Origin of the sequence: Tahibacter aquaticus (assembly GCF_004363655.1) — a bacterium.
Taxonomy (GTDB): Bacteria; Pseudomonadota; Gammaproteobacteria; order Xanthomonadales; family Rhodanobacteraceae; genus Tahibacter; species Tahibacter aquaticus.
In genome coordinates this window covers 26227-45807 of sequence record NZ_SNZH01000010.1, presented here as the reverse complement: position 1 = coordinate 45807, position 19581 = coordinate 26227, and the positions used below count along the sequence as shown (strand labels likewise).

The following is a 19581-nucleotide window of genomic DNA, read 5'->3' as shown; positions in this document are numbered from 1 at the left end:
GGTCAGGAAGGGCTGCCTGAAATGGTTGGGCCCAGCAGATCGACGCTTTCGCGGTACTCGGGAATGTGTGCCGGCCAGTCCAGTTCATGCGTGATGCGAAGGCGCAGGGCATCGGCCGCGTCCGGCTCGCCGTGGGTGACGAAGACGCCGCGCGGCCGTTCCGGTGCGCTGCGCAGCCAGGCCATCAGTTCGTCCGAGTCGGCATGCGCGGATGCCGCCTGCAGCGAAACGACCTCGGCGTGGATGCTGACCTGTTCACCATGGATGCGCAGGCTGCGTGCGCCGCCGGCCAGCGCCGCGCCGCGCGTGCCTCCTGCCTGAAAACCGGCCAGCACGATAGCGTTGCGCGGGTCCGGGCCGAACGCGCGCACATGGTGCAGCACGCGCCCGCCGGTCAGCATGCCGCTGGCCGATACCACGATCAGCGGCCCGCTGCGGGCGTTCAGCGCGCGCGACTCTTCGGCGGAGCCCACGACCTGGACGCGCTCGTGCAGCAGGGCGAAATCGTCCGGGCCTAGCGAGTGTTCCCCGGCGAAACGCTCGTAAAGGGCGGTGACGTCGGCCGCCATCGGGCTGTTGAGATACAGCGGCACGCGCGGCAGTTCGCCGCGCTGCTGCAGGCGCGCGATCAGCAACAGCAGCAACTGTGCACGCCCGACCGCGAAGGCGGGCAGGATGATCGCGCCGCCGCGGGCCAGCACGCGGCGGCAGACGGTCAACAGCTCTTGTTCGAGAGGATCACTGCCGTGACGGCGGTCGCCGTAGGTCGATTCGACGACGATCCAGTCCGACGCCGCGGGCGGCGAGGGCGGCAGCATCACGGGGTCGTGGCTGCGGCCGATGTCGCCGCTGAACGTGATGCGGGTGGCGCCCTGTTCCAGCGTCACCGCTGCGGCGCCAAGGATGTGCCCCTGCGGGCGCAGCCGCGCACGCAGGCCGGGCACGGGTTCAAAGCTGTGCTCCCAGTCGGCTGGACGGATGAGCCGCAGCGCTTGCTGCGCCTGGGCTTCGTCGTAAAGCGGTTCCGCGGGATGGTGCTTGCTGTAGCCGTTGCGGTTGGCGTGGTCCGCGTCTTCCTCCAGCAGACGTCCCGAATCGGGCAGCAGGATTCCGCACAGGGCACGCGTGGCGCGCGTAGCCCACACCGTTCCCTTGAAGCCCTGTGCGGCCAAGCGCGGCAGGTAGCCCGAATGATCCAGATGCGCGTGGGTAAGCACGACGGCGTCGATGCTGGCCGGATCCACAGGAAACTCGGCCCAGTTGCGCAATCGCAACGGCTTGTAGCCCTGGAACAGGCCGCAGTCGACCAGGATGCGTCGGCCGTCGGCTTCGATCAGGTACCTGGATCCGGTCACGGTTCCTGTGGCGCCGAGAAACGTCAGGCGAAACTCACGGCGCGTGCGCGTGGATTTTCGCGGGCTCATGGCAGGTTCTCCTCAGGCTTGATGCCGCGCTCAGTGGCGCAGCAGTACGGGCAGGGTGGATTGCCCCAGCACGTGGCGCGTTGCTCCGCCGAGCAGCCACTCGCTGAAGCGGCTGCGCCCGTAGCCGCCCATCACCAGCAGATCGGCGCGCTGAAGATGCGCGGCCTCGAGCAGGGCCGGCCCTGCGGCGTCGCCGGACTCGGCAATGCCCTGCACCTCCGCCTGCAGACCGTGGAAGGCAAGGTAGGCGGCCAAATCGAAGGGGGGCAGCCAGCCGATCTCCGCGTAGGCGTCGCGCATTTCGCCGCGCAGGACGACGATGCGGCGCGCGCGTTGAAGCAGTGGTTGAGCGGCGTGGATGGCGCGCAACGCCTCTGCCGTTCCGTTCCAGGCAAGCGCGATGCAGTCGAACTGCGCCGGTTGCGTCCATGCGGGTGGCAGCAGCAGGAGAGGAAATCCGCACTGGAGCAGGATATGTCCGAGCCGCAGGTGATCGTCCGCGACGCCGGCCTTGCGTGCCATCACCAGCAAGTCGTGTCGGTTGCCCAGGCGTTGCAATACGGCGCTGGGATCGCCCTCGGCCACTTGCCAAGCGGCAGCGCGCACGCCCTGATTTCCGGCCCAGGCGATGAAGCTTTCGCCAGCGGCGTAGGCATTGTTTTCCGCCTTGCGCACGCTTTCCAGAATGATTGCGAACGTGTCAGCGGCCCCGTAGAAACCGCCGGGCATCGTAGGCGTCGGGTAGATGTTCACGCCGGTGAGGCGGGCATCGAGGCGCGCGGCCAGACGGGCGGCAAAACCGAAGTTTTTTTCCCAGGCATCGTGGTCGTCAGCAAACGCAAGCAGGTCTTTCATGGCGTCACTCCGGACAGGGGGATTCACGCTAGCGCCGGGTCTGGTGCGGGGTCTTGACCTGCATCAAGGAGATCTGCACGCACGTGGCCAGAATGGCTCGTGCCGCAAAGCGCCTGACTACGGTGACGCGAACGGCGGTGGCCGCTGACTCCCGTTTCGGTACGAGGAGCCAGGCGGTTGCGATGTCCAACGGATTCGGAGAGCGACGATGAGCGACGAGCAACTGCGTCAAAACGTGATCGACGAACTGGAGTTTGAGCCGAGCCTCGACGCTGCGTGCATCGGTGTTGCCGCCGAGCATGGAGTCATCACGTTGAGTGGGCACGTCACGTCGTACCCGCAGAAGACGGCGGCGGAACGCGCGGTCTGGCGGGTTAGAGGCGTCAAGGGACTTGCTCAGAACGTCGAAGTGCGTCTTCCCGGCCACAAGCGCCGCGCCGACGACGAGATCGCCCAGCGCGCGGTCAATATCCTCGCCTGGAACACCCAGGTTCCCCACGACGCCGTGAAGGTTCGTGTCTCAGAGGGCTGGGTGACGCTGACCGGCGAGGTGAGCTGGCATCATCAGCGGACGGTGGCTGAAGCCGCGGTGCGCCAACTGTCCGGTGTCGTCGGCGTGTTCAACCACATCGAACTCGCCGCACGGGTTCAGCCGACCGACATCAAGCAGAGCATCGCGGGTGCTTTGGCGCGGCACGCGAAGCTGGAGGCCGATCGGATCGGGATTGCCGTCGAAGGCACAACCGTTACGATCACGGGTGAGGTGGACAACTGGGACGAGCGGGTTGCCGTGGAACGGGCCGTGTGGTCCGTCGGTGGCGTCCGTAATGTGGTCGACCGGCTTCACATCGCCTGAGTGTTTGCTTGCTCCCGCCGCGCTGCGGCTTGAATGCATCGATTCGGCTGGACGCCTGCAATGGTCCGCTGCGCCGACGAGGGAAGATGCGTGGATGCGCTCTACTCGGCGGCCTCGGCAACGCGTTCGCTTGCTGGTAAATAGCGGCGCTCTACCGGGGCCGGCCGAAGGAAGTCTCCGGCGATTGGGGCCGCGGCGTCGGTGAGGCCGATCGACATCTGCTCGACGGCGAACTGCAGAAGCCGCCGTTTGACAGGCTGGACGCTCGGGCTGGCCGCCGCAGCCCGACATGTTGCGCGCTCGATATCGTGGACGCGCTACCGACTAGCGGTGTCGGCTCCGATGCGATCGCCGGCAGCAACCGCCCAATCGGCGCAGTCCCGCACGAGACGATCGATGGCTCGCTCGAAGGCCTCGAAGACGGCGGGCATCGCGCTGCCGGCAGCGGGCTCCACTACGGAGAACCTGCGTGCGGCGGCGACCTGTCCGTCGGCGACGCGAATCAGGCGCACGTAGAGATCGATGGATACCGACGGCGCGGGGGTATCGCGATAGTCCGACTGAAACCGGAACAAGTCAGACTCCAGCAGGAAATCCGTGCGCTGAAGACTTGCGCTGTCGGCGGCACCTGCAGCGCCGGCTTCGTGCAGCGCCTGGATAATGAGCGATTTCAGCAGGACTGCCGGCGCTTCCTGCCAGCGAGCGGCGTGATAGACCTCGATATGCCCTGGTCGCGGCGAGACGAGAATGCGGGTGCCGAGCAGCGGTGCAGGCGCGAGCGGTTCGGCGACTGCGATCTGCCAGCGCCGTTCGTGCGTGGGCGCCGGCAGGGCGTGGGGCAGCAGGGCCGGTGCGTACCGTGCCACACCTCCGCCCGGGCGGGCGAGCAGTGAGCAGCCGCTCGTGAGTAGTGCTGCAAAGAGTACTAATCCATGTTTGTATTGTGTTCTCATTGCGGTTGAAACTCCTTCGGCTGCTCGCGACCCAGGAGATAGCCGGCGGGATCGTCCTGCAGATGTCCCGAGGTGGAGCGCAGCGTGCGCAGGGTCGCACGCAGTTCGATCAGCGCTGGGGCGAGCTGGGCCAGGCCATTGTTCGTGAAGCGCGCGATGGGTTCGCGGTTTTGCTCCAGCAGCGCCGTGGCCGCGTCGGTGGTCCGTTGTGCCGAGGTCAGCCAGTGGCGCGCATCGTCCAGCAGCGGTTGCACCCGCTCGTGGACGAGAGCGTCGGTCGACGCCGATACGCGATCGACGCGCTGCAAACTCTGCGTCAGTTGTTTGCTTGCATCGCTGACGTCGGCCACCAGTCCCTGCAATTCTCCGCGTTGCGCAGCGAGCGACTGAGTCACCTCGTCGATGTTGCGAAGCGCGACCGCCACATGATCCAGGTTGTCGTCCGACAGCAGCTTGTTGAGACGCACCAGAGTTTCGTTCGCGCTCACTGCAGCATCCTGGCCGGAGGCGAGCAGCGACTGCATCGCCGAGACGTCGGCGACGATGTGGGCGACGGTTTCGCCCGGCGCTGGCACCAGTGCCGCGGCCTCCGGTGTGCCGCCGGAGAGTTGGATCACAGTCACGCCGGTGAGGCCTACGATGTTCAGGCGTGCGCGGGTATCGGTTTTCACCGGCGTGCCACCGTTGAGGCGAACGTGCGCGACGACGCGGCGTGGATCGTCCGGAGCCAGCGACAGTTTGCGCACCTCTCCGACCTGGATGCCGTTGTACTGCACGGCACCGCCGACGGTGAGGCCCGTCACCGCTTCCTCGAACACGATGTCGTAGTAGACCCACTCGCGTTCGAGCGAGAGCTTGCCGAGCCACAGCACAAAACCGAACGCTGCGACGAACAGGCCGAGCGCAAAGGTACCGATCAGTACATAGCTAGCGCGAGTTTCCATCGAATGCTCCAGCGGTCGCAGTGGGTGGAACCGGTCGGTGGGCACGTGCGCCGCGGGCGCGGGGGCCGCGGAAGCATGCTTGTATCCACGGATCGGGGTGGTTTTCGACTGCACCCACCCGATCGGCGACGACCACGTGCCGGTCCGACAGCACGGCGACGCGATCGCAGATCGAGTACAAGCTGTCGAGATCGTGCGTGACGAGAAAGACGGTCAGGTTCAGCGCATTGCGCAAGGTAGAGATCAGCTCGTCGAACGCTGCGGCGCCGACCGGGTCGAGACCCGAAGTCGGTTCGTCGAGAAAGAGGATTTCGGGATCGAGCGCTAGTGCACGGGCAAGCCCGGCGCGCTTGCGCATGCCGCCGGACAGCTGCGCCGGATACTTGGCGGCGGCGTCGGGCGGCAAGCCGGTCAGCGCGATCTTGAGCAGCGCGATGTCCTTCACCAGGTCGGGCGGAAGATGATGGGACTCGATGAGGGGCAGTTCGACGTTCTCCAGCACAGTGAGCGATGAGAACAAGGCGCCGTCCTGGAACATCACGCCGATGCGTCGGTCGATGGCGCGGCGGTCTTCGGCGCGCAGATGGGTCGTGTCCTTGCCGAGAAATCGGACGCTGCCGCCGTCGGGGTCCTTGAGGCCCACGATTGAGCGCAGCAATACCGACTTGCCGGCTCCGGAGCCGCCGATCACCCCAAGGATCTCGCCTCGGCGCACATCGAGATCGAGCGCGTCGTGTACCACCTGGGTGCCGAACACGCTGCGCAGACCGCGAACTTCGATGAGCACATCCGGGCTCATACCTGCAGTTCCATGAAGAACATGGCAAACACGGCGTCGAAGACGATCACGAGGAAGATCGACTGCACGACGGAAGCGGTTGTATGCCGGCCGACGGATTCGGCACTGCCCTCGACCTTGAAGCCTTCCAGGCAGCCGACCGCCGCAATGAGGAATGCGAAGATCGGCGCCTTGGTCATGCCGACCCAGAAGTGGCGCAGCTCGGTCGTCTCATGCAGGCGGCCGATGAACATCGCCGGGGTGAAATCGAGCGACAGCACGCCGACGATTCCACCACCGAAGAGCCCCGCCAGCATGCCGAGAAACGTCAGCGCCGGCAGCATGACCAGCAGGGCGAGCAGGCGCGGGATCACGAGCAGTTCGATCGGATCGAGCCCCAGCGCCTGGATCGCATCGAGTTCCTCGCGACTCTTCATCGAACCGATCTGCGCGGTGAACGCGCTGCCAGAACGGCCGGCAATGAGTATTGCCGTCAGCAGAACACCGAATTCGCGCAGAAACGAATAGGAGACCAGTTCGACCGTGAAGACTTCTGCGCCGAAGTCGCGCAGGACGGTCGCGCCCAGGAATGCCACAACTGCGCCCACGAGGAACGTCAGCAGTGCGACGATGGGCACGGCATCAAGACCCGTCTGCTCCATGTGGAAAACGGTGGCCGTCAGACGCAGACGACGGTGGCCGGAAAGCACTTTGCCCAGTGTCGCCAGCATGATGCCAACGAACCCCAGCAACTCGCGCGCCTGGTGCCAAGCGTCGACGATGGCGCCGCCAATGCGTTCCAGCAACCGGGACACGCTTGCGTGGACGGGTTGCGGCGGCACCGTCCGCCCGTGACGCGCGATCACGAGCCGGAGCAGGGCCAGGTCAGCGGCATTCATTCCCTGAACGTCGGCGGCGTCCAGCGTCGGCGGGAGGTCACCGAAGACGCGCAGCAAGAGCAAGGCGCCGGTGGTGTCCAGTGCGGTGAGCTGATACGCGTCGATAAGGCAGCGGTCACCGGGTCGCATGGCTGCGGCACCCACCACTGCGGGCGCGAGATCCCGCGCGTTGGCCAGGGTCCAATCGCCTGCCAGGGTGAGGGTGGCGCGGCCGTCCGTTCGCGTCCAACCTACTGCTGCCGCCTGCGCCATGGGGCTCATCTCTGTCGACCGGTACCAAGCCTGGCGCAGCACCGGTACCAGGGTAGTGATCCAGGTCAACCGAGGTCGGTTTCAGTCCTTACGGTTTTCGCGCAGCTCACGACGTAGCGCTCCCAGTCTCGTTACGCCATGCTTTGGCGTCTGCTAGTCCATCTGGACTAGCGGCCTGCAACGGTTGATCGGGATGGCGAAGGCCCGGGCGAGCAGCAAGTGCTGCGCGGCCAGGCCGAGCGAGCTGCTATCGATTTGTCCGTTACAGGTCACTCAGTGTTCCACCCGCAGCTGTTCCACCGCGGCGAAGTCTGCTCCCCGGCTTCGAAGGCCTCGGCTTCGTGGAATCGGCTGGAACAGCCATGCGGTTTGTCGGCGGGCGCTTCCGGCAGTAAGGGAACGTCCGCACGATGGTGTGGAAACGCCGCGCCGTTCTTTGTCGTGCGCCGATCCGGGCTACTGCACAATCCGGGCCGCAGCGCAAGTGCTCACCCGGGATTGGGAGCTGGCCGACCGCATGCGACAATCGCGGTTTCGACAGGAGAACTTCACCATGAACAAGACGGATCTGATTGCCCGCATCGCCGAGGAAATCGGCGGCACCAAGACCGAGAGCGAAGCCTATCTCAACAGCGTGGTCGCGCAGATCACCAAGGCGCTCGCTGCCGGCGAATCGGTTGTACTGCCGGGCTTCGGTACTTTCGAGGTCCGCGCACGCGCGGCGCGCACCGGTCGCAACCCGCAGACGGGCGAGACCATCCAGATCGCCGCGGCCAAGGTGCCGGCATTCAAGCCGGGCTCGCTGCTGAAGAAAGGCGTATCGGCAGGCTGAGCTCGCGGGTTGATCTGAGCGATGCGCCAGTGGCCTGGCATGGGAAGTGGCAATCCCATGCCGGGCCACGTTGTTTGTAGGGGTTGGATGCCGCTGAAGCCTGCGGCCCGTCCAGCCAGAAGGGGCGAATGCAGCCCACTTCAGGATTGCGCCTGCCGGGACTGTCGGCAAAAGTACGCCGCGCTATCCGTGTATTTCCGCGTAGATGAATGGTTTCATTCCTGGCCGCTTGCGCCGGTGCCGTGCTTGGGTAAAGCGGCCGGCTTGCTGAAAATCTTCGATGACCTTCGCGACGCTCGGCCAGGCGTCCGCCGTGTCCCATACCCTGCCTGGTAGCTCCTGTCCGCTTTCCTGCGCCAGACGCCTCGCGTTCTGCCTGGGCGCCGGCACTGCCGGCGATGAAAGTTGCGGCTACGGCCGATTCGGGCCGGGCCGCCCATCGTCGTGCGAATCCGCGGTGCCATGTGATTGGGCGTAGCCCGATTGTGTGAAGAAGCTGAACAGGGCCGATTCCAAAAAGCGAGCCCAGCCATTGAAGCCCAGCCGGTCGGCGTTGCGATGCAACAAACCGGTTCCCCCAATCAATACGTAGGCGTATAAGTCACCAGCGGCCGTACTTCAGGGGATGGTCGGCGCCGGGTGCTGCCTGCGGCAGCACGGGGAACGGCGACGGTCAGAAATGCGGCTTGCGTTTCCGCAACTTTGTCCTTTGGGGGTTATTCAATGTTCGCTTATAGATCTTTTGCATTACTTGCTTTGTTGTTGTCGGCCGGCTCTGCCTACGCGCAGGGCACGATTACGTCGGGCGGTGCCAACTACGTACTGACCGCTTCGCATTTTGATACCTCGCCGGAAACGAACTTCACCGGCGTCGGTACCGGCGACCAGCTGTTCGAATCGGGATGGTGGTTCCGTATTCAGGGCGATACGGCGGAAACGGTGTTTACGGCGCCGACTACACAGAACTACACACTCGATCTGGCCACGATCAACTGGACCGACCTGGGCGGCCGCAGCCTTGCGGTAACCAAGACGCATACCATTTCCAGTCCGGGAGCAGGCATTGGTCAGGTCGCCACGGTGGTGACGGTGACCAACAACGCGGCAACAGCGATCACCTTGCACCTGTTCAATATGATCGACCTCGACGTGAACGGCTCGGCCGCTACCGACAATGCGACCCTGGTGCAGCCGAACAACTATATTCGCGTGGCCGACGCCTCTGCCGGTACCTGCGAATACCGTGCACCCGAAGCCGTTGCCTACCTGGTGCTGCCGTTTGCAGCTGCAACCGATGTGGCGGCCCAGCTGAGCAATGCAACGGTGACTGATTTCGCCAACACCGGACTGCCGTTCGGACCGGGCGACTTCACTGGCGGTTTCCAGTACACGCTGCAACTGGCGGCGGGCGCCACCGGTTCGGTACGGCTGTTCGTGGCCTGCAACCAGACCGCGACGCCGGTATCGCTGCAGCAGTTCCAGGTCGACTGAAAACGCGCTCCGGCGCTATCGGGCTCCCCACGATGCAGCGCCAGGCTGGCGGCATCGTGGGGAGTCTTTTTGCATGAGGGACATCATCGTTCGCACCTTTGCGGACGGGCGCTTGCTCGACGAGCTGATCGCCGCCGCTGCCGCCGTGCAGATCGCGCGCACCGGCGAAGCCCGCTACGACCTGTGCGTGATCGTGAACGCGCAGCAGCGCCTGGCTTTGCGCCTGTGGGGCAGCCGCAAGGGCGCGATCGAAACCCGCCTGGAATGCGCAGGTGCTGCCGATGCGGCGATGCCTGCGCTTGCGCACTTTGCCGCCGACGGTTGCCTGATCTCGCTGCAACTGCAGGATTGTGCTTTGCACCTGGAACATCTGTCGCGCGGCCACTATGGGCTGGGCCTGCAGATTGCCGATGTCGCCTGGCAGCTCGACTTCCTTTCGCGTGGTTATATCCAGTGCGAGCTGGTGAGCCCGATTGCTGCGCCGGCAGGCGAGGGCAGGTGATCCGGCAGGAACGCCGTCTGTTCGGCGTGTCGCGTTCCCGGCCTGTGCGTCCAGGCTGAGGCCGGTGCCGCTGAGCTGGCCATGCAGCCGCTTCCGCGCCTGCAGTCTGCCGGCGATAGGCAGGGCCGCGCTTCTGCGCTAATCAGCATCGGGCCTGCCGCTGCGGGGCTTTGCGGCAAGCTGCGAGGTTTGCGGCAATTGTTATAAATATTTTATGCTGCATTGTCGCGTCGCGACGTGTGGGCCTGTCCTGTTCTGTCCGGTACTGCAGTACACGGCGCTGGCCGTGTTCTTCGGTGCTGCAGGTAAGTGCCGGGCCGTTGCGCGGTTTCGAGACGAAGTCTAGTCTCTGGCGTACGTTGTCGCATGGTTTGGCATCGCCCGGGTCTGGCCTAGCCGATGCTTGACGCAATCGGGGAAATACCACTGTCACGGGAGGTGCATGTGCGCCGTAACTTCATTCGTTTATCGGCGGGCGGGCTGTTTCTGCTCTGGTGTGCCCAGGGACAGGCGCAGAACCTTGTCGTCAACACGGGCTTTGCCACCGATCTGAGCAGTTGGACCGACTTCGGCTCGGCCCTGCCGGCCGACGGCACACGCGTCTGGAATGCAGACGATGTCAATGCCATCGCGAGCTCGGGCTCGGCGCAGTTCACCGTACAGACTGCGGCTAGCCAGATCGGTCTGGTGCAATGTCTGCCGGCGATCGGCGAGCAGACCTACGAATACTATGCGCGGGTCAAATTCCTGGCAGGCCAGACCGACGCTGCGGCCCGTGCAGTGATGGAAATCGCGTTCTTTGCCTCGGCCGACTGTACTGCGGACTCCAGTGGCGGCCAGGGCCTGGGAGCGGTAGTCGGCACGGCATATCCGCTGAGTGACACCATCTGGCGTGGAATTCCGACCAATGCAGGCCCGGCCATCGAAGGCTCGGCGCTGGCGCCGGCCGCCACCAGCAGTGCCCAGGTGCGCATCTTCGTCGAGCAGCTGACCGGTTCGGAGCCGCACAGCGTGCGCTTCGACCAGGTGGTCTTCCACAATGCGTCCGGCGTGCCGGTCACCCTGATGCACTTCGACGTCGAATGAGGCCGCCCGTGAAGACGACGCTTTCTCTCCTGGCCGCCAGTGCCGCCTTGTTTTCCAGTGCCGCCGGTGCCCAGTGCCCGCCGGCCAACCTGTCGCCGTCCACGGTGACCAATACCAACATCACCCAGCCCATCACGCCGGTGGAATTCAGTGTCAGCGGCGGCGGCAGCTACCAGTACAGCGCCGACACGTTGCCGGCAGGGCTCAGCCTGTCCAGCGCCGGCATTCTTTCCGGTACGCCGACCGATGTCGGCACCTCGCTGTCGCGCATCGTCGCCAGCGATGCGAACGGTTGCGTCGTGACGCGTACCTTGCCGATCAACATCGGTACCGGTGCGTGCCTGTCGCTGACCCTGGGGCAGGTACAACTGCTCGACGGTGCAGCCGCCAGCGATTTCTGCGTCACCAGCGACGCGGCGGCGAGCGAATACACCGTGGTTCCCGTCAGCACAGCGGCCGATGCGTCGACGCTGAATGTCAGCACCCTGGGCAGCAATATCGTCCCCGTCACGGGGCCGCCGACGCCGATCGCGCCGGATTCGCTGCTGGCTCCGCTGGCGGCAGCGAGTGTCGAAGACCTGCACGCCGAACGTGCTGCCGACCTGCCCGAGTTCGCCACTGCCGAACAGCGCACGCAGTCGTTGATTCCGCCGATTCCCCGCGGCAGCGTGCCGCCGGCCGTGGACCAGCTCATCGATATTCAGGTAGCCCCGGGCTGTACCGGTGCGATGGATATGCGCAAGGGCCGCGTCGAGGCCATTTCGCCTGTTTCCACGCCGGCCAAGCCACGCCTGTACATGGTGCAGGAAGTGGTCGAGCAGCCGGCCGGTTCGGGCACTTACGTGCCGGCGGTGGCCGGTGGTTTTGCGCGACAGGATTTCGAAGTGTTGCGCGATGCCTTCGACGGCCTGCCGCCGGGCATTACCGGCTCGGGCAGCGGCACCCTGGGTACGCTGGCCATGACCGGCGGGCGCGATGCGCAGATTGCCAATTTCGGCGAAGTCACCGACATCGACAGCAACGGCGGCGTGATCGTGTTCTTCACCAAGGCCATGAACGAACTGTCGCCGCCGGCGTCCGCCTCGTTCGCCGGCGGTGCCTTCGATTCCCGCGACCTGTTCGCTGCCGCCAGCTGCCCGCGCAGCAACGAGGGCGAATACGTCTACATGATGGTGCCCGACCCGACCGGTGCGGTGAACAGCAACGTGCGCACGATTTCCTTGGTCTGGGGCCAGACCACCCGTCTGCTGATGCACAACTACACCCACCTGGTGAATGCGTCGCGCCGCCTGTACATCAATAGCGCCCCGGCGCTGGAAGAAGGCTGGCTGGACGAAGGACTGGCCTGGATTGCGGAAGAAATCCTGTTCTTCAACACCTCGGTCGGCCTGAACACCCGCGCGAATATCGCCCTGGCCGACCTGACCACCGGCCCGAATGCATCGCGTCGCGTCGCAGCGTTCAACACCTACGCCAATCCGCGTTTCGGCGGTCACCGCAGCTTCTATCTGCAGAACCCCACCACCTCGCCCCTGGCCGGCGTGCGCGTGGGACCGCTGCGGCGCACGCCGTTCGCCGTTGCCGGCGTGAACGATCACGAAGTGCGCTACCTGCAGGATTCGGTCATGGGCGTGTTCCTGCGCTACGCGTCCGACCGGCTGGGCGGCAGCGAGGCCACCTTCTTCACGGCGCTGACCAATGCCACCACCACCGGCGTGACCAATCTGCAGGCAGCCCTGGGCGGGGCCGACCCGAACCTCTGGGCGCGCGACATGGCCGTCGCCAGCTATACCGACGATGCAGTCACAGGCGTGACGCCCGCCTATACCTTCCAGAGCTGGAACTATCGCTCGGTGTTCGGCGGCCTCGGCGGTTACCCGCTCGCTGTCGCGCCGCTGAGCAACGGCGTCGCCTTCACCGCCGGCTACGGTGCCGGCGGCGGGCCGCGCTGGCTGCGCTTCGGCATTCCTGCGGCGCAGGCCACGCCGGCGATCCTCTCGCAGCGGGAAAGCGGCAGTAATCCGATGCCGGCGAGTTCGCTGACGGCGGTCGTGCGTACGAAGTAGCGGCAATCCTGCGCCTGCCGGGCTGTTGCGGCCGGGCGGGCGGATTCGAAACGGCCGCCCTGGGCGGCCGTTTCGTTTTGCGGCGGCGGTCCGCGCCGGCGGGCGGCGCCATGTTTATATTTTGCGCACATGTACCGGACTCAGCGACAGGTCCGCTGCCGGCCTCGTCCGGCCAAGTTGTGGGTTATTATCAATTTTGCTCTTGAATATAAATATATATTTACACGAGCGCGTGCGTATGGTATCTGCTCGGTCGTAGCCCTCGCCGCGGGCACAGTGCCGGCGGCGCGCTGCGGACTGCGGGAGGCTTTATGAAGTCCTTGCGTACCGGTTTGCTGACCTTCGCCCTGGCTGCGGCCATCGGTTTCCAGCCCACGGCCCAGGCCGCCACGGCGACCACGACAATGGCGGTCACCGCGACCGTGCTGGCCACTTGCATCGTGCTGGCAACGCCGCTGATCTTCGGCAACTACAGCGGTGCCCAGCTCGATGCCCAGGCTTCCGTCACGGTGACCTGCACCCTGGGCACGCCGTTCGTCGTGCGGCTGGACCCCGGTGCGGGCAGCGGTGCCACGGTGGCCACGCGCACCTTGAGCTTCGGCGCGAATACGCTGAACTACACCATCTACCGCGACGCCGGTCATACGCAGCTGTGGGGCCAGACCGACGGCACCGACACCGTCGCCGGCACGGGTGCACTGCTGCCGAGCATCCTCACCGCCTACGGCCGCATTCCTGCCAGCCAGTTTGCCGCGCCGGGGGCTTACCTCGATACGGTCGGCGTCACCGTCGTCTACTGACCCGGCGTGCCCATGCACAGGGGAATATGCCGCGGCCGCCGGGCGGCGGCCGCGCTGCTGCTCGCCTTCGCCGCGGCGGTGCAGGCCGACGGCATCGCCGTCGCGCCGGTGCGGCTGGACCTGGCCAGCACGGCCAAGGCCGAAGTGCTGAGCGTGACCAATCACGGCAGCACGCCGTCGGATGTGCAGGTGCGCGTGCTGCGCTGGAGCCAGTCCGGCAACGATGACAGCTATGCGGCCAGCGACGATATGGCAGCGAGTCCGCCGCGCTTCCTGCTGGCGCCCGGTGCCGAGCAGACGGTGCGGATCTACCGGCGCATTGCCGTGGCCGAATCCGAACTCAGCTACCGGATCTTCATCGACCAGCTGCCCCAGGGCGTGGCGGAACCCGGCGTCGTGCGTCTGCCGATCCGCCTGGTCATTCCCCTGTTCGTGGCCGGTTCCCGGCCGGGTGAGCCGGTACTGGACTGGACAGCCCTGCGCGACGGCGAGCAGATCCGCCTGCGCGCGCACAACCGCGGGACGCAGCACGTGCGTATCGCCAGCCTGGCCCTGTCGCCGGCCGATGCAGGCACCGCAGCGGCTGCGCAAGCGACCTTGCTGTACGTGCTGCCGGGCGCCAGCCGCGAGATCGTGCTGGCGCGTCCGCTCTGGCTGAATCCGGCCACGCGCAGTCTGCGCGTGGCCGGCGACAGCGATGCAGGAGGCATCGATGCGCGCGTGGAGCTGGTGGATGTTCCTTGAACTGGCGCTGGCGGCGCCGGCCCTGGCCGCGCCGGAACCGGGGCCCGAGGCGGGCGACATCGTCGTCTACGACGTGGTGCTGCAAGACCGCACAACCGGAAAAGTGGACGAATTCCGCCGTGTCGGCGATGCCTTGTACGCACCGCGCGCACTGCTGCAGGAGCTGGGTCTGCCGCTGCCGGCGGGCAGTGGCGAGTGGGTCGATCTGCGCGGAGTTGCCGGGCTTGCGGTGACAGTGGACGAAGCGCGCCAGCAGCTATCGCTGCGCCTGGCGGCCGGACTGCGTCCGCTGACCGTGCTGTACTTTCCCGATCAGGCCGCTGCCCCGGCGCAGAAGCTCGCGCCGGGCCTGAGCCTGGGCTACGCCTTCAGCCAGCAGCGCAGCGGCAGCGATACGGCAACGGCCGCGCGCTTCACGCCGCGCCTGTTCGGTCCGTTCGGCGTATTCAGTCACGACACGCTCTACAACAGCGAAGACCAGCCGCGCTGGCGCCGCATCGACAGCTACTGGCAGCAGGATTTTCCCGCCCAGGCGCGCCAGCTGCGCATCGGCGACGCGATCGCGCCGGGCCTGGCCTGGTCGCGCGCCTGGCGCTACGGCGGCGTGCACTTCGGCAGCGACTACAGTCTGCGGCCGGACCTGATCACCTATCCCTTGCCCGGCTTCCGCGGCGAGGCGGCGGTGCCGTCGGCGCTGGATATTGTCGTCAACGGCCTGCGCACGCCGCAGGGCCAAGTACCGGACGGGCCGTTCGCGATTCCACGCCTGCCGCTGATCAGCGGCGGTGGCGAGGCGCTGGTCGTGATGACCGATGCGCTGGGGCGCGAGCAGGTCAGCCGCGTGCCGTTCTATGTCAGCACCCATCTGCTGCGTGCAGGCCTGAGCGACTTTTCCCTCGATGCAGGCAGGCTGCGGCGGGGGTTCGGCGATCGCTATACGCGGGGCTTTGCCGCCTTGTCTGCACGTCACGGATTCAGCGACAGCCTGACGCTGGAAACCCAGGCCCAGGCCGGCGACGGGCTGCGCAGCGCCGGCATGGGCCTGGTCACCCGGGTCGGCCAGGCCGGTGCGGTGCAGTTGGCGGTGTCACGCAGCCAGGGCGGCACCTGCGCCGGCAGCCAGCTCTACCTGGCCAGCGAGTGGCAGCGCGGCTGGTTCAGCGCGCGCAGCGTGCAGCAGTGGAAACGCGACGAATTCTGCGACCTGGCTGCGCTGGAAGGCAGCGCGCTGCCGCGCCGGCAGAGCCAGTTCAGTCTCGGCGTCGCGACCGCGATCGGCCAGTTCAATCTCAGCCGCATCGCCCGGCGCGAGGATGACGGCAGCGCGCTACTGCTGGAATCGGCGAGCTGGTCGCAGCGCCTGCTGGAGCGTGCCTGGCTTTCGCTGGCCGTGCAGCGTTTGCGGGAAAGTGGAAAAGATAACGATAGTGCCGTGCAGCTGAACCTGCTGCTGCCGCTGGACGATGCCGGCACGTCGTTGGCGTTCGACGGCATCAGCGGTGCGCGCGACCGGCGCATCGCCAGCCTGCAGCGGCCCGCACCGGCCGGCCTGGGCTGGGGCTATCGGCTGGAAAGCGCGCTGGAACGCAGTGATCTGCGCGTCGCGGCCGAATGGCGCACGCGCAATGCCGACCTGAGCCTGGAGGCCGACTACAGTAGCAGCGGTACAGCCGTACGCGCGGGCGCCGAAGGTGCACTGGTCTGGCTGGACGGACAGCTGTTTGCGACGCGGCGTCTCGGCGACGCCTTTGCCGTCGTCGACACGGCTGGCGTGGCGAACCTGCCCATACAGCGGGAAAACCAGTGGCAGGGCCGCAGCAATGCGCAAGGCCGTTTCCTGGTCACCGAGTTACGGCCGTACGAGGCCAACCGCATCGGTTACGACGCGCGCGAATTGCCGGCGCAGGTACAGGGCGACACAGACTGGCGTCTGCTGTATCCGTATCGCGGCGGCGGCATACGCGCAGACCTGGGCCTGCGCCGCAGCCCTGCGCAGGCGCTGCAGCTGCGCCTGGCCGACGGCAGCCTGGCGCCGCTCGGCGCCCAGGTGCTGCTGGACGGGCGCGCGCTGCAGTCGGTCGGCTACGACGGTCTGGTCCAGCTGCCGCCGCCGACGCCGAGGCAACGCTGGCAATTGCGCGGCAGTTTCGGCGAATGCACCTTGCGGTCCGTCGCGCCGGCGCAGCTGCAATGCGAAACCGGACGATGAAACGCACTGCCGTCGCGCTGGCACTTTGCTGTCCTGGCCTGCTGGCAGCGCAGGCCTGCCGTGTCGATGCCAGCCCGCTGCCGTTCGGCAACTACGCACCGGCCCGCCGCGACGCCACCGTCGTGCGCGGCGACATCGGCATCCGTTGCAGTGCCAGTGCTGGCAGCGATACCGCCGCCAGCGTTGTCGTGCGTATCGGCGGCGAAATACAGCGCCGCCTGCGCGGCCCTGGCAGCGACGGTCTGCACTATGCACTTTTCCAGGATGCGGCGTTGTTGCGCCCCTGGTGGGGCGGCGCGTCCGCGGCCGTGAGCCTGCGGGCCGGCACGCAGCGCGAGACTGCCGTACTGGTGCCGGTCTATGCGCGCATCGGCGCCGGCCAGTGGCTGCAGCCCGGCGCCTACAGCGATGCGCTGGACGTACAGGTCGAGTTCTGACGGCCGGCTCAGCCGGCGGCGAGGGTTTTGTGCATGCGTGTGTAGTCGCGCCGGTACTGCTTGGCCAGGCGTGTCTTCTGCGTTTCGCTGAGGATCTTGCCCGAGACCTGGAAGAATTTTTTCTCTTCCTCGCGCAGATGGTGGTGTACTTTTTTCGACAATTGCTTCGCGATTGCCGCCCAGCTGCGGCCGTCGTCGGCGGCTTGCAGGTCTTCCACCAGTTCGTCCAGCTCGTGGTGCTCGTGCAGGGCGTGGCGCGAGGCGTTCAGGCCCATGTCGTCCATCAGCATGGGCACGTAGAGGTAGCGTTCCTCGGCGGCCTCGTGGGCGCTGAGTTCGATGCGCAGTTCGCGGAAAATCTGCTGGCGTTCGCTGCTGTCGGGTTTGCTGCGGATCAGGCGCCGGCAGAGCGAGCGCTGGATCTCGTGGCTTTCGCGCAGCGCGTCGTAGATGGTCTCGGTCATGGCTAACTCCGGTTGGCGATTGGCTGGCGGTGGTTGCTGCTCAGCGCGAACTACGCTGGAACGAAAACAGGGTGTGCAGCGGATGGGCGCGGCGCTCGACCAGGGCGCGCAGCAGGCCGGCGCCGATGGCGGAATAGGTTATGCCATTGCCACCGTAGGCCATGGCGAACAGCACGCGCTTGCCGTACTGCGGATGGGCGCCGAAATACGGCAGGCCGTCGCTGGTTTCGGCAAACGTGCCGGCCCAGCTGAAGGAGGCTTGCAGCGGCAGCTCTGGAAACAAGGCCTGGGTTTTCTGCAACAGCTTGCGTGCCTTGCTTTCGACGCGGCGGTCGCGGCGGGCCGGAATATCGATGAAATCGTCCTCGCCGCCGACGACCAGGCGCGCATCGGCGCTGGGCCGCAGGTACAGATACGGCCGCGCCGATTCCCACAGCATGGTGTTGCGCAGCGGCCCCAGTTGCGCGGCATCGATCGGTTCGGTGACAAAGGCATAGCTGCTGCGGTTGCGCGCATAACGCTGCTGCAGCCACTGCTGCGTGCTGTAGCCGGCGGCGAGGACGACCTGTCTGGCACGTACCTGCGCACCGCTCTGCAGGCGCAGCAGCACATCGCGCGAGCGCGGTTCGATGGCGCTGACGCGGCTGCGGTCGTAGATGCGTGCGCCGCCGCGCTGGGCCTGCTGCAGCAGGCGGTAGGCCATCTGGTAAGGATCGATGCCGCCGGCCGGGCGATTGAGGATGCCGGCGCTGGCATCTACGCCGAACTCGCGTTTCAGCGCATGCCGGTCCAGCCATTCCACCGCGAAGCCGTGCTTCAACCGTAGGGCGAATTCCTGCGCCAGTACCGGGGCATGGCTGCGGCGGCTGGCGTAGTACAGGCTTTGCAATCGCTCCGCATCGACGCGGCCCAGGCGCCGAGCCTGGGCGAGCAGGGGTTCGATCACGTCGGCGCAGGCGCGATAGGCGAGCACCGCATCGGCTTCGCCGTAGCGCTTGGCCAGATCGACGAGATGCGTATCGATTTCGTATTGCAGCAAGGCCGTGCTGGCAGCGGTGCTGCCCCAGGCCACGTCGCGCTCGTCCAGTACCACCACCGCGTAGCCGTGCGTGGTGAATTCCTGTGCGATCAGGGCGCCGGTTATGCCGGCACCGACGATGGCGATGTCGCAGTTCTGGTCCTGCTGCAACGGCGGGAAGCTCGCGAGCAGGCCGTTCTTCAGTGCCCAGAACGGGTAGCCGCTTTTCAGATCCATCGCAGGCTGGCTCATGCCGCCGCCCTCGATGGCGGCGATGTTGCACCTTGCTGGCCTGTTGCCTCTTGCAAGCGGGGCAGGCAGGCCATATCCGCTGTCGCAGCTGGCGGATATGGCGCTGGCTGCGGTACTGCCGTTCCCGATAGCGTTCTCCACTCTTTCCTGCGGATATTCCTGCGATGACTCTTTCTGTCTACGAAACGCTTCGCGTCACTCTGAATCGCAATCTCGATGTGGTCGACCACCTGCTGGATCAGGCCGCGGCATCGGCCCAGGCGCGCAGCTTCGATATCGGCGTGCTGTTGAATGCACGTCTGGCGCCTGACATGTTGCCGCTGATACGTCAGGTGCAATTGATCAGCGACATGGGCAAGGGCATGGCCGGTCGCCTGTCCGGCACCACGCTGCCGGTGTTCGAGGACGTGGAAACCACGCTGCCGGAACTCAAGCAGCGCATTGCGCGCACGCGCGAGTTCGTCAACAGCATCGACCCGGCCAGTTTTGCCGGCGCGGAAGATCGCGAGATCACGATTCCCACGCGCGCAGAGGCGCTGCGGTTCAAGGGGCTCGACTACCTGCTGTCCTTCGCATTGCCGAATTTCTATTTCCATGTGTCCGCGGTGTACATGATCCTGCGTCACAACGGCGTAGAGCTGGGCAAGCGCGATTTTCTCGGTCTGCGCTGACGCCGTGATCCAATAGGTCTATCGAGGCGGCATAGCAGGCGCAGCAGT

At 66.2% G+C, this 19581-nt stretch carries 19 protein-coding genes; 11 read left to right on the top strand and 8 right to left on the bottom strand.

The window, feature by feature from the left end; all coding sequences use genetic code 11:
• Positions 1-2: 2 nt before the first annotated feature.
• The gene (locus DFR29_RS16145) at positions 3-1424 is read right to left on the bottom strand and encodes an MBL fold metallo-hydrolase (RefSeq protein WP_133819649.1); all 1422 of its coding nucleotides are present in this window, start codon (positions 1422-1424) and stop codon (positions 3-5) included.
• A 30-nt stretch (positions 1425-1454) separates the two neighbouring features.
• Positions 1455-2279, bottom strand: a complete 825-nt coding sequence (locus tag DFR29_RS16140; RefSeq protein ID WP_133819648.1) for a universal stress protein — start codon at positions 2277-2279, stop codon at positions 1455-1457.
• 208 nt (positions 2280-2487) lie between these two features.
• On the opposite strand from DFR29_RS16140, the gene DFR29_RS16135 reads away from it, so the two are divergent.
• Positions 2488-3135, top strand: a complete 648-nt coding sequence (locus tag DFR29_RS16135) for a BON domain-containing protein (protein WP_133819647.1) — start codon at positions 2488-2490, stop codon at positions 3133-3135.
• A gap of 317 nt (positions 3136-3452) precedes the next feature.
• Here DFR29_RS16135 and DFR29_RS16130 read toward each other — a convergent pair whose 3' ends face one another.
• Genes DFR29_RS16130 through DFR29_RS16115 form a run of 4 tightly spaced genes read right to left on the bottom strand, consistent with a single transcriptional unit; the run spans position 3453 to position 7030 of the window.
• On the bottom strand, positions 3453-4088 hold the full coding sequence (locus tag DFR29_RS16130) for an ABC-type transport auxiliary lipoprotein family protein (protein ID WP_133819646.1): 636 nt from the start codon (positions 4086-4088) through the stop codon (positions 3453-3455).
• The gene (locus tag DFR29_RS16125) at positions 4085-5077 is read right to left on the bottom strand and encodes an MlaD family protein (protein ID WP_133819645.1); all 993 of its coding nucleotides are present in this window, start codon (positions 5075-5077) and stop codon (positions 4085-4087) included. Before DFR29_RS16125 ends, DFR29_RS16130 begins: the two co-directional genes overlap by 4 nt.
• Positions 5016-5831 (bottom strand): ABC transporter ATP-binding protein, encoded by an 816-nt coding sequence (locus DFR29_RS16120; RefSeq protein ID WP_133819644.1) that lies wholly within the window; start codon positions 5829-5831, stop codon positions 5016-5018. Before DFR29_RS16120 ends, DFR29_RS16125 begins: the two co-directional genes overlap by 62 nt.
• A complete protein-coding gene (locus DFR29_RS16115; RefSeq protein ID WP_243746081.1) occupies positions 5828-7030 on the bottom strand; it encodes an ABC transporter permease in 1203 nt (400 codons plus the stop codon). The genes DFR29_RS16120 and DFR29_RS16115 overlap by 4 nt, the downstream gene beginning before the upstream one ends.
• 484 nt (positions 7031-7514) lie before the next feature.
• Here DFR29_RS16115 and DFR29_RS16110 point away from each other — a divergent pair, with 484 nt between their 5' ends.
• The 9 genes from DFR29_RS16110 to DFR29_RS16070 all read left to right on the top strand — a co-directional run bounded on the left by DFR29_RS16110 (position 7515) and on the right by DFR29_RS16070 (position 17128).
• Positions 7515-7793, top strand: a complete 279-nt coding sequence (locus DFR29_RS16110; protein WP_133819643.1) for an HU family DNA-binding protein — start codon at positions 7515-7517, stop codon at positions 7791-7793.
• A gap of 723 nt (positions 7794-8516) precedes the next feature.
• The gene (locus tag DFR29_RS16105) at positions 8517-9284 is read left to right on the top strand and encodes a hypothetical protein (RefSeq protein ID WP_133819642.1); all 768 of its coding nucleotides are present in this window, start codon (positions 8517-8519) and stop codon (positions 9282-9284) included.
• Between the two features lie 73 nt (positions 9285-9357).
• Positions 9358-9786 (top strand): hypothetical protein, encoded by a 429-nt coding sequence (locus tag DFR29_RS16100; protein ID WP_133819641.1) that lies wholly within the window; start codon positions 9358-9360, stop codon positions 9784-9786.
• Between the two features lie 444 nt (positions 9787-10230).
• Positions 10231-10872 carry a hypothetical protein gene (locus DFR29_RS16095; RefSeq protein ID WP_133819640.1) on the top strand — a complete coding sequence of 214 codons (642 nt, stop codon included), beginning with the start codon at positions 10231-10233 and terminating at the stop codon, positions 10870-10872.
• Between the two features lie 8 nt (positions 10873-10880).
• The gene (locus tag DFR29_RS16090) at positions 10881-12938 is read left to right on the top strand and encodes an Ig domain-containing protein (RefSeq protein ID WP_208113618.1); all 2058 of its coding nucleotides are present in this window, start codon (positions 10881-10883) and stop codon (positions 12936-12938) included.
• Positions 12939-13249: 311 nt separating this feature from the next.
• Positions 13250-13738 (top strand): Csu type fimbrial protein, encoded by a 489-nt coding sequence (locus tag DFR29_RS16085; RefSeq protein WP_133819638.1) that lies wholly within the window; start codon positions 13250-13252, stop codon positions 13736-13738.
• 12 nt (positions 13739-13750) lie between these two features.
• Entirely contained in the window at positions 13751-14482 is a 732-nt protein-coding gene (locus DFR29_RS16080) for a fimbrial biogenesis chaperone (protein ID WP_133819637.1), read from the top strand.
• Positions 14451-16691, top strand: a complete 2241-nt coding sequence (locus DFR29_RS16075) for a fimbria/pilus outer membrane usher protein (RefSeq protein WP_166654137.1) — start codon at positions 14451-14453, stop codon at positions 16689-16691. Before DFR29_RS16080 ends, DFR29_RS16075 begins: the two co-directional genes overlap by 32 nt.
• Complete coding sequence (locus DFR29_RS16070; RefSeq protein ID WP_166654136.1) at positions 16688-17128, top strand: Csu type fimbrial protein; 441 nt, start codon at positions 16688-16690, stop codon at positions 17126-17128. Before DFR29_RS16075 ends, DFR29_RS16070 begins: the two co-directional genes overlap by 4 nt.
• 8 nt (positions 17129-17136) lie before the next feature.
• Here the strand turns inward: DFR29_RS16070 and DFR29_RS16065 are convergent, their stop codons facing one another.
• Together DFR29_RS16065 and DFR29_RS16060 are read right to left on the bottom strand one after the other, a co-directional pair.
• Complete coding sequence (locus tag DFR29_RS16065; RefSeq protein ID WP_133819634.1) at positions 17137-17592, bottom strand: hemerythrin domain-containing protein; 456 nt, start codon at positions 17590-17592, stop codon at positions 17137-17139.
• Between the two features lie 40 nt (positions 17593-17632).
• Positions 17633-18847, bottom strand: a complete 1215-nt coding sequence (locus DFR29_RS16060) for an NAD(P)/FAD-dependent oxidoreductase (RefSeq protein WP_133819835.1) — start codon at positions 18845-18847, stop codon at positions 17633-17635.
• A gap of 179 nt (positions 18848-19026) precedes the next feature.
• Here DFR29_RS16060 and DFR29_RS16055 point away from each other — a divergent pair, with 179 nt between their 5' ends.
• Entirely contained in the window at positions 19027-19533 is a 507-nt protein-coding gene (locus tag DFR29_RS16055) for a DUF1993 domain-containing protein (RefSeq protein ID WP_133819633.1), read from the top strand.
• Positions 19534-19581 lie beyond the last annotated feature (48 nt).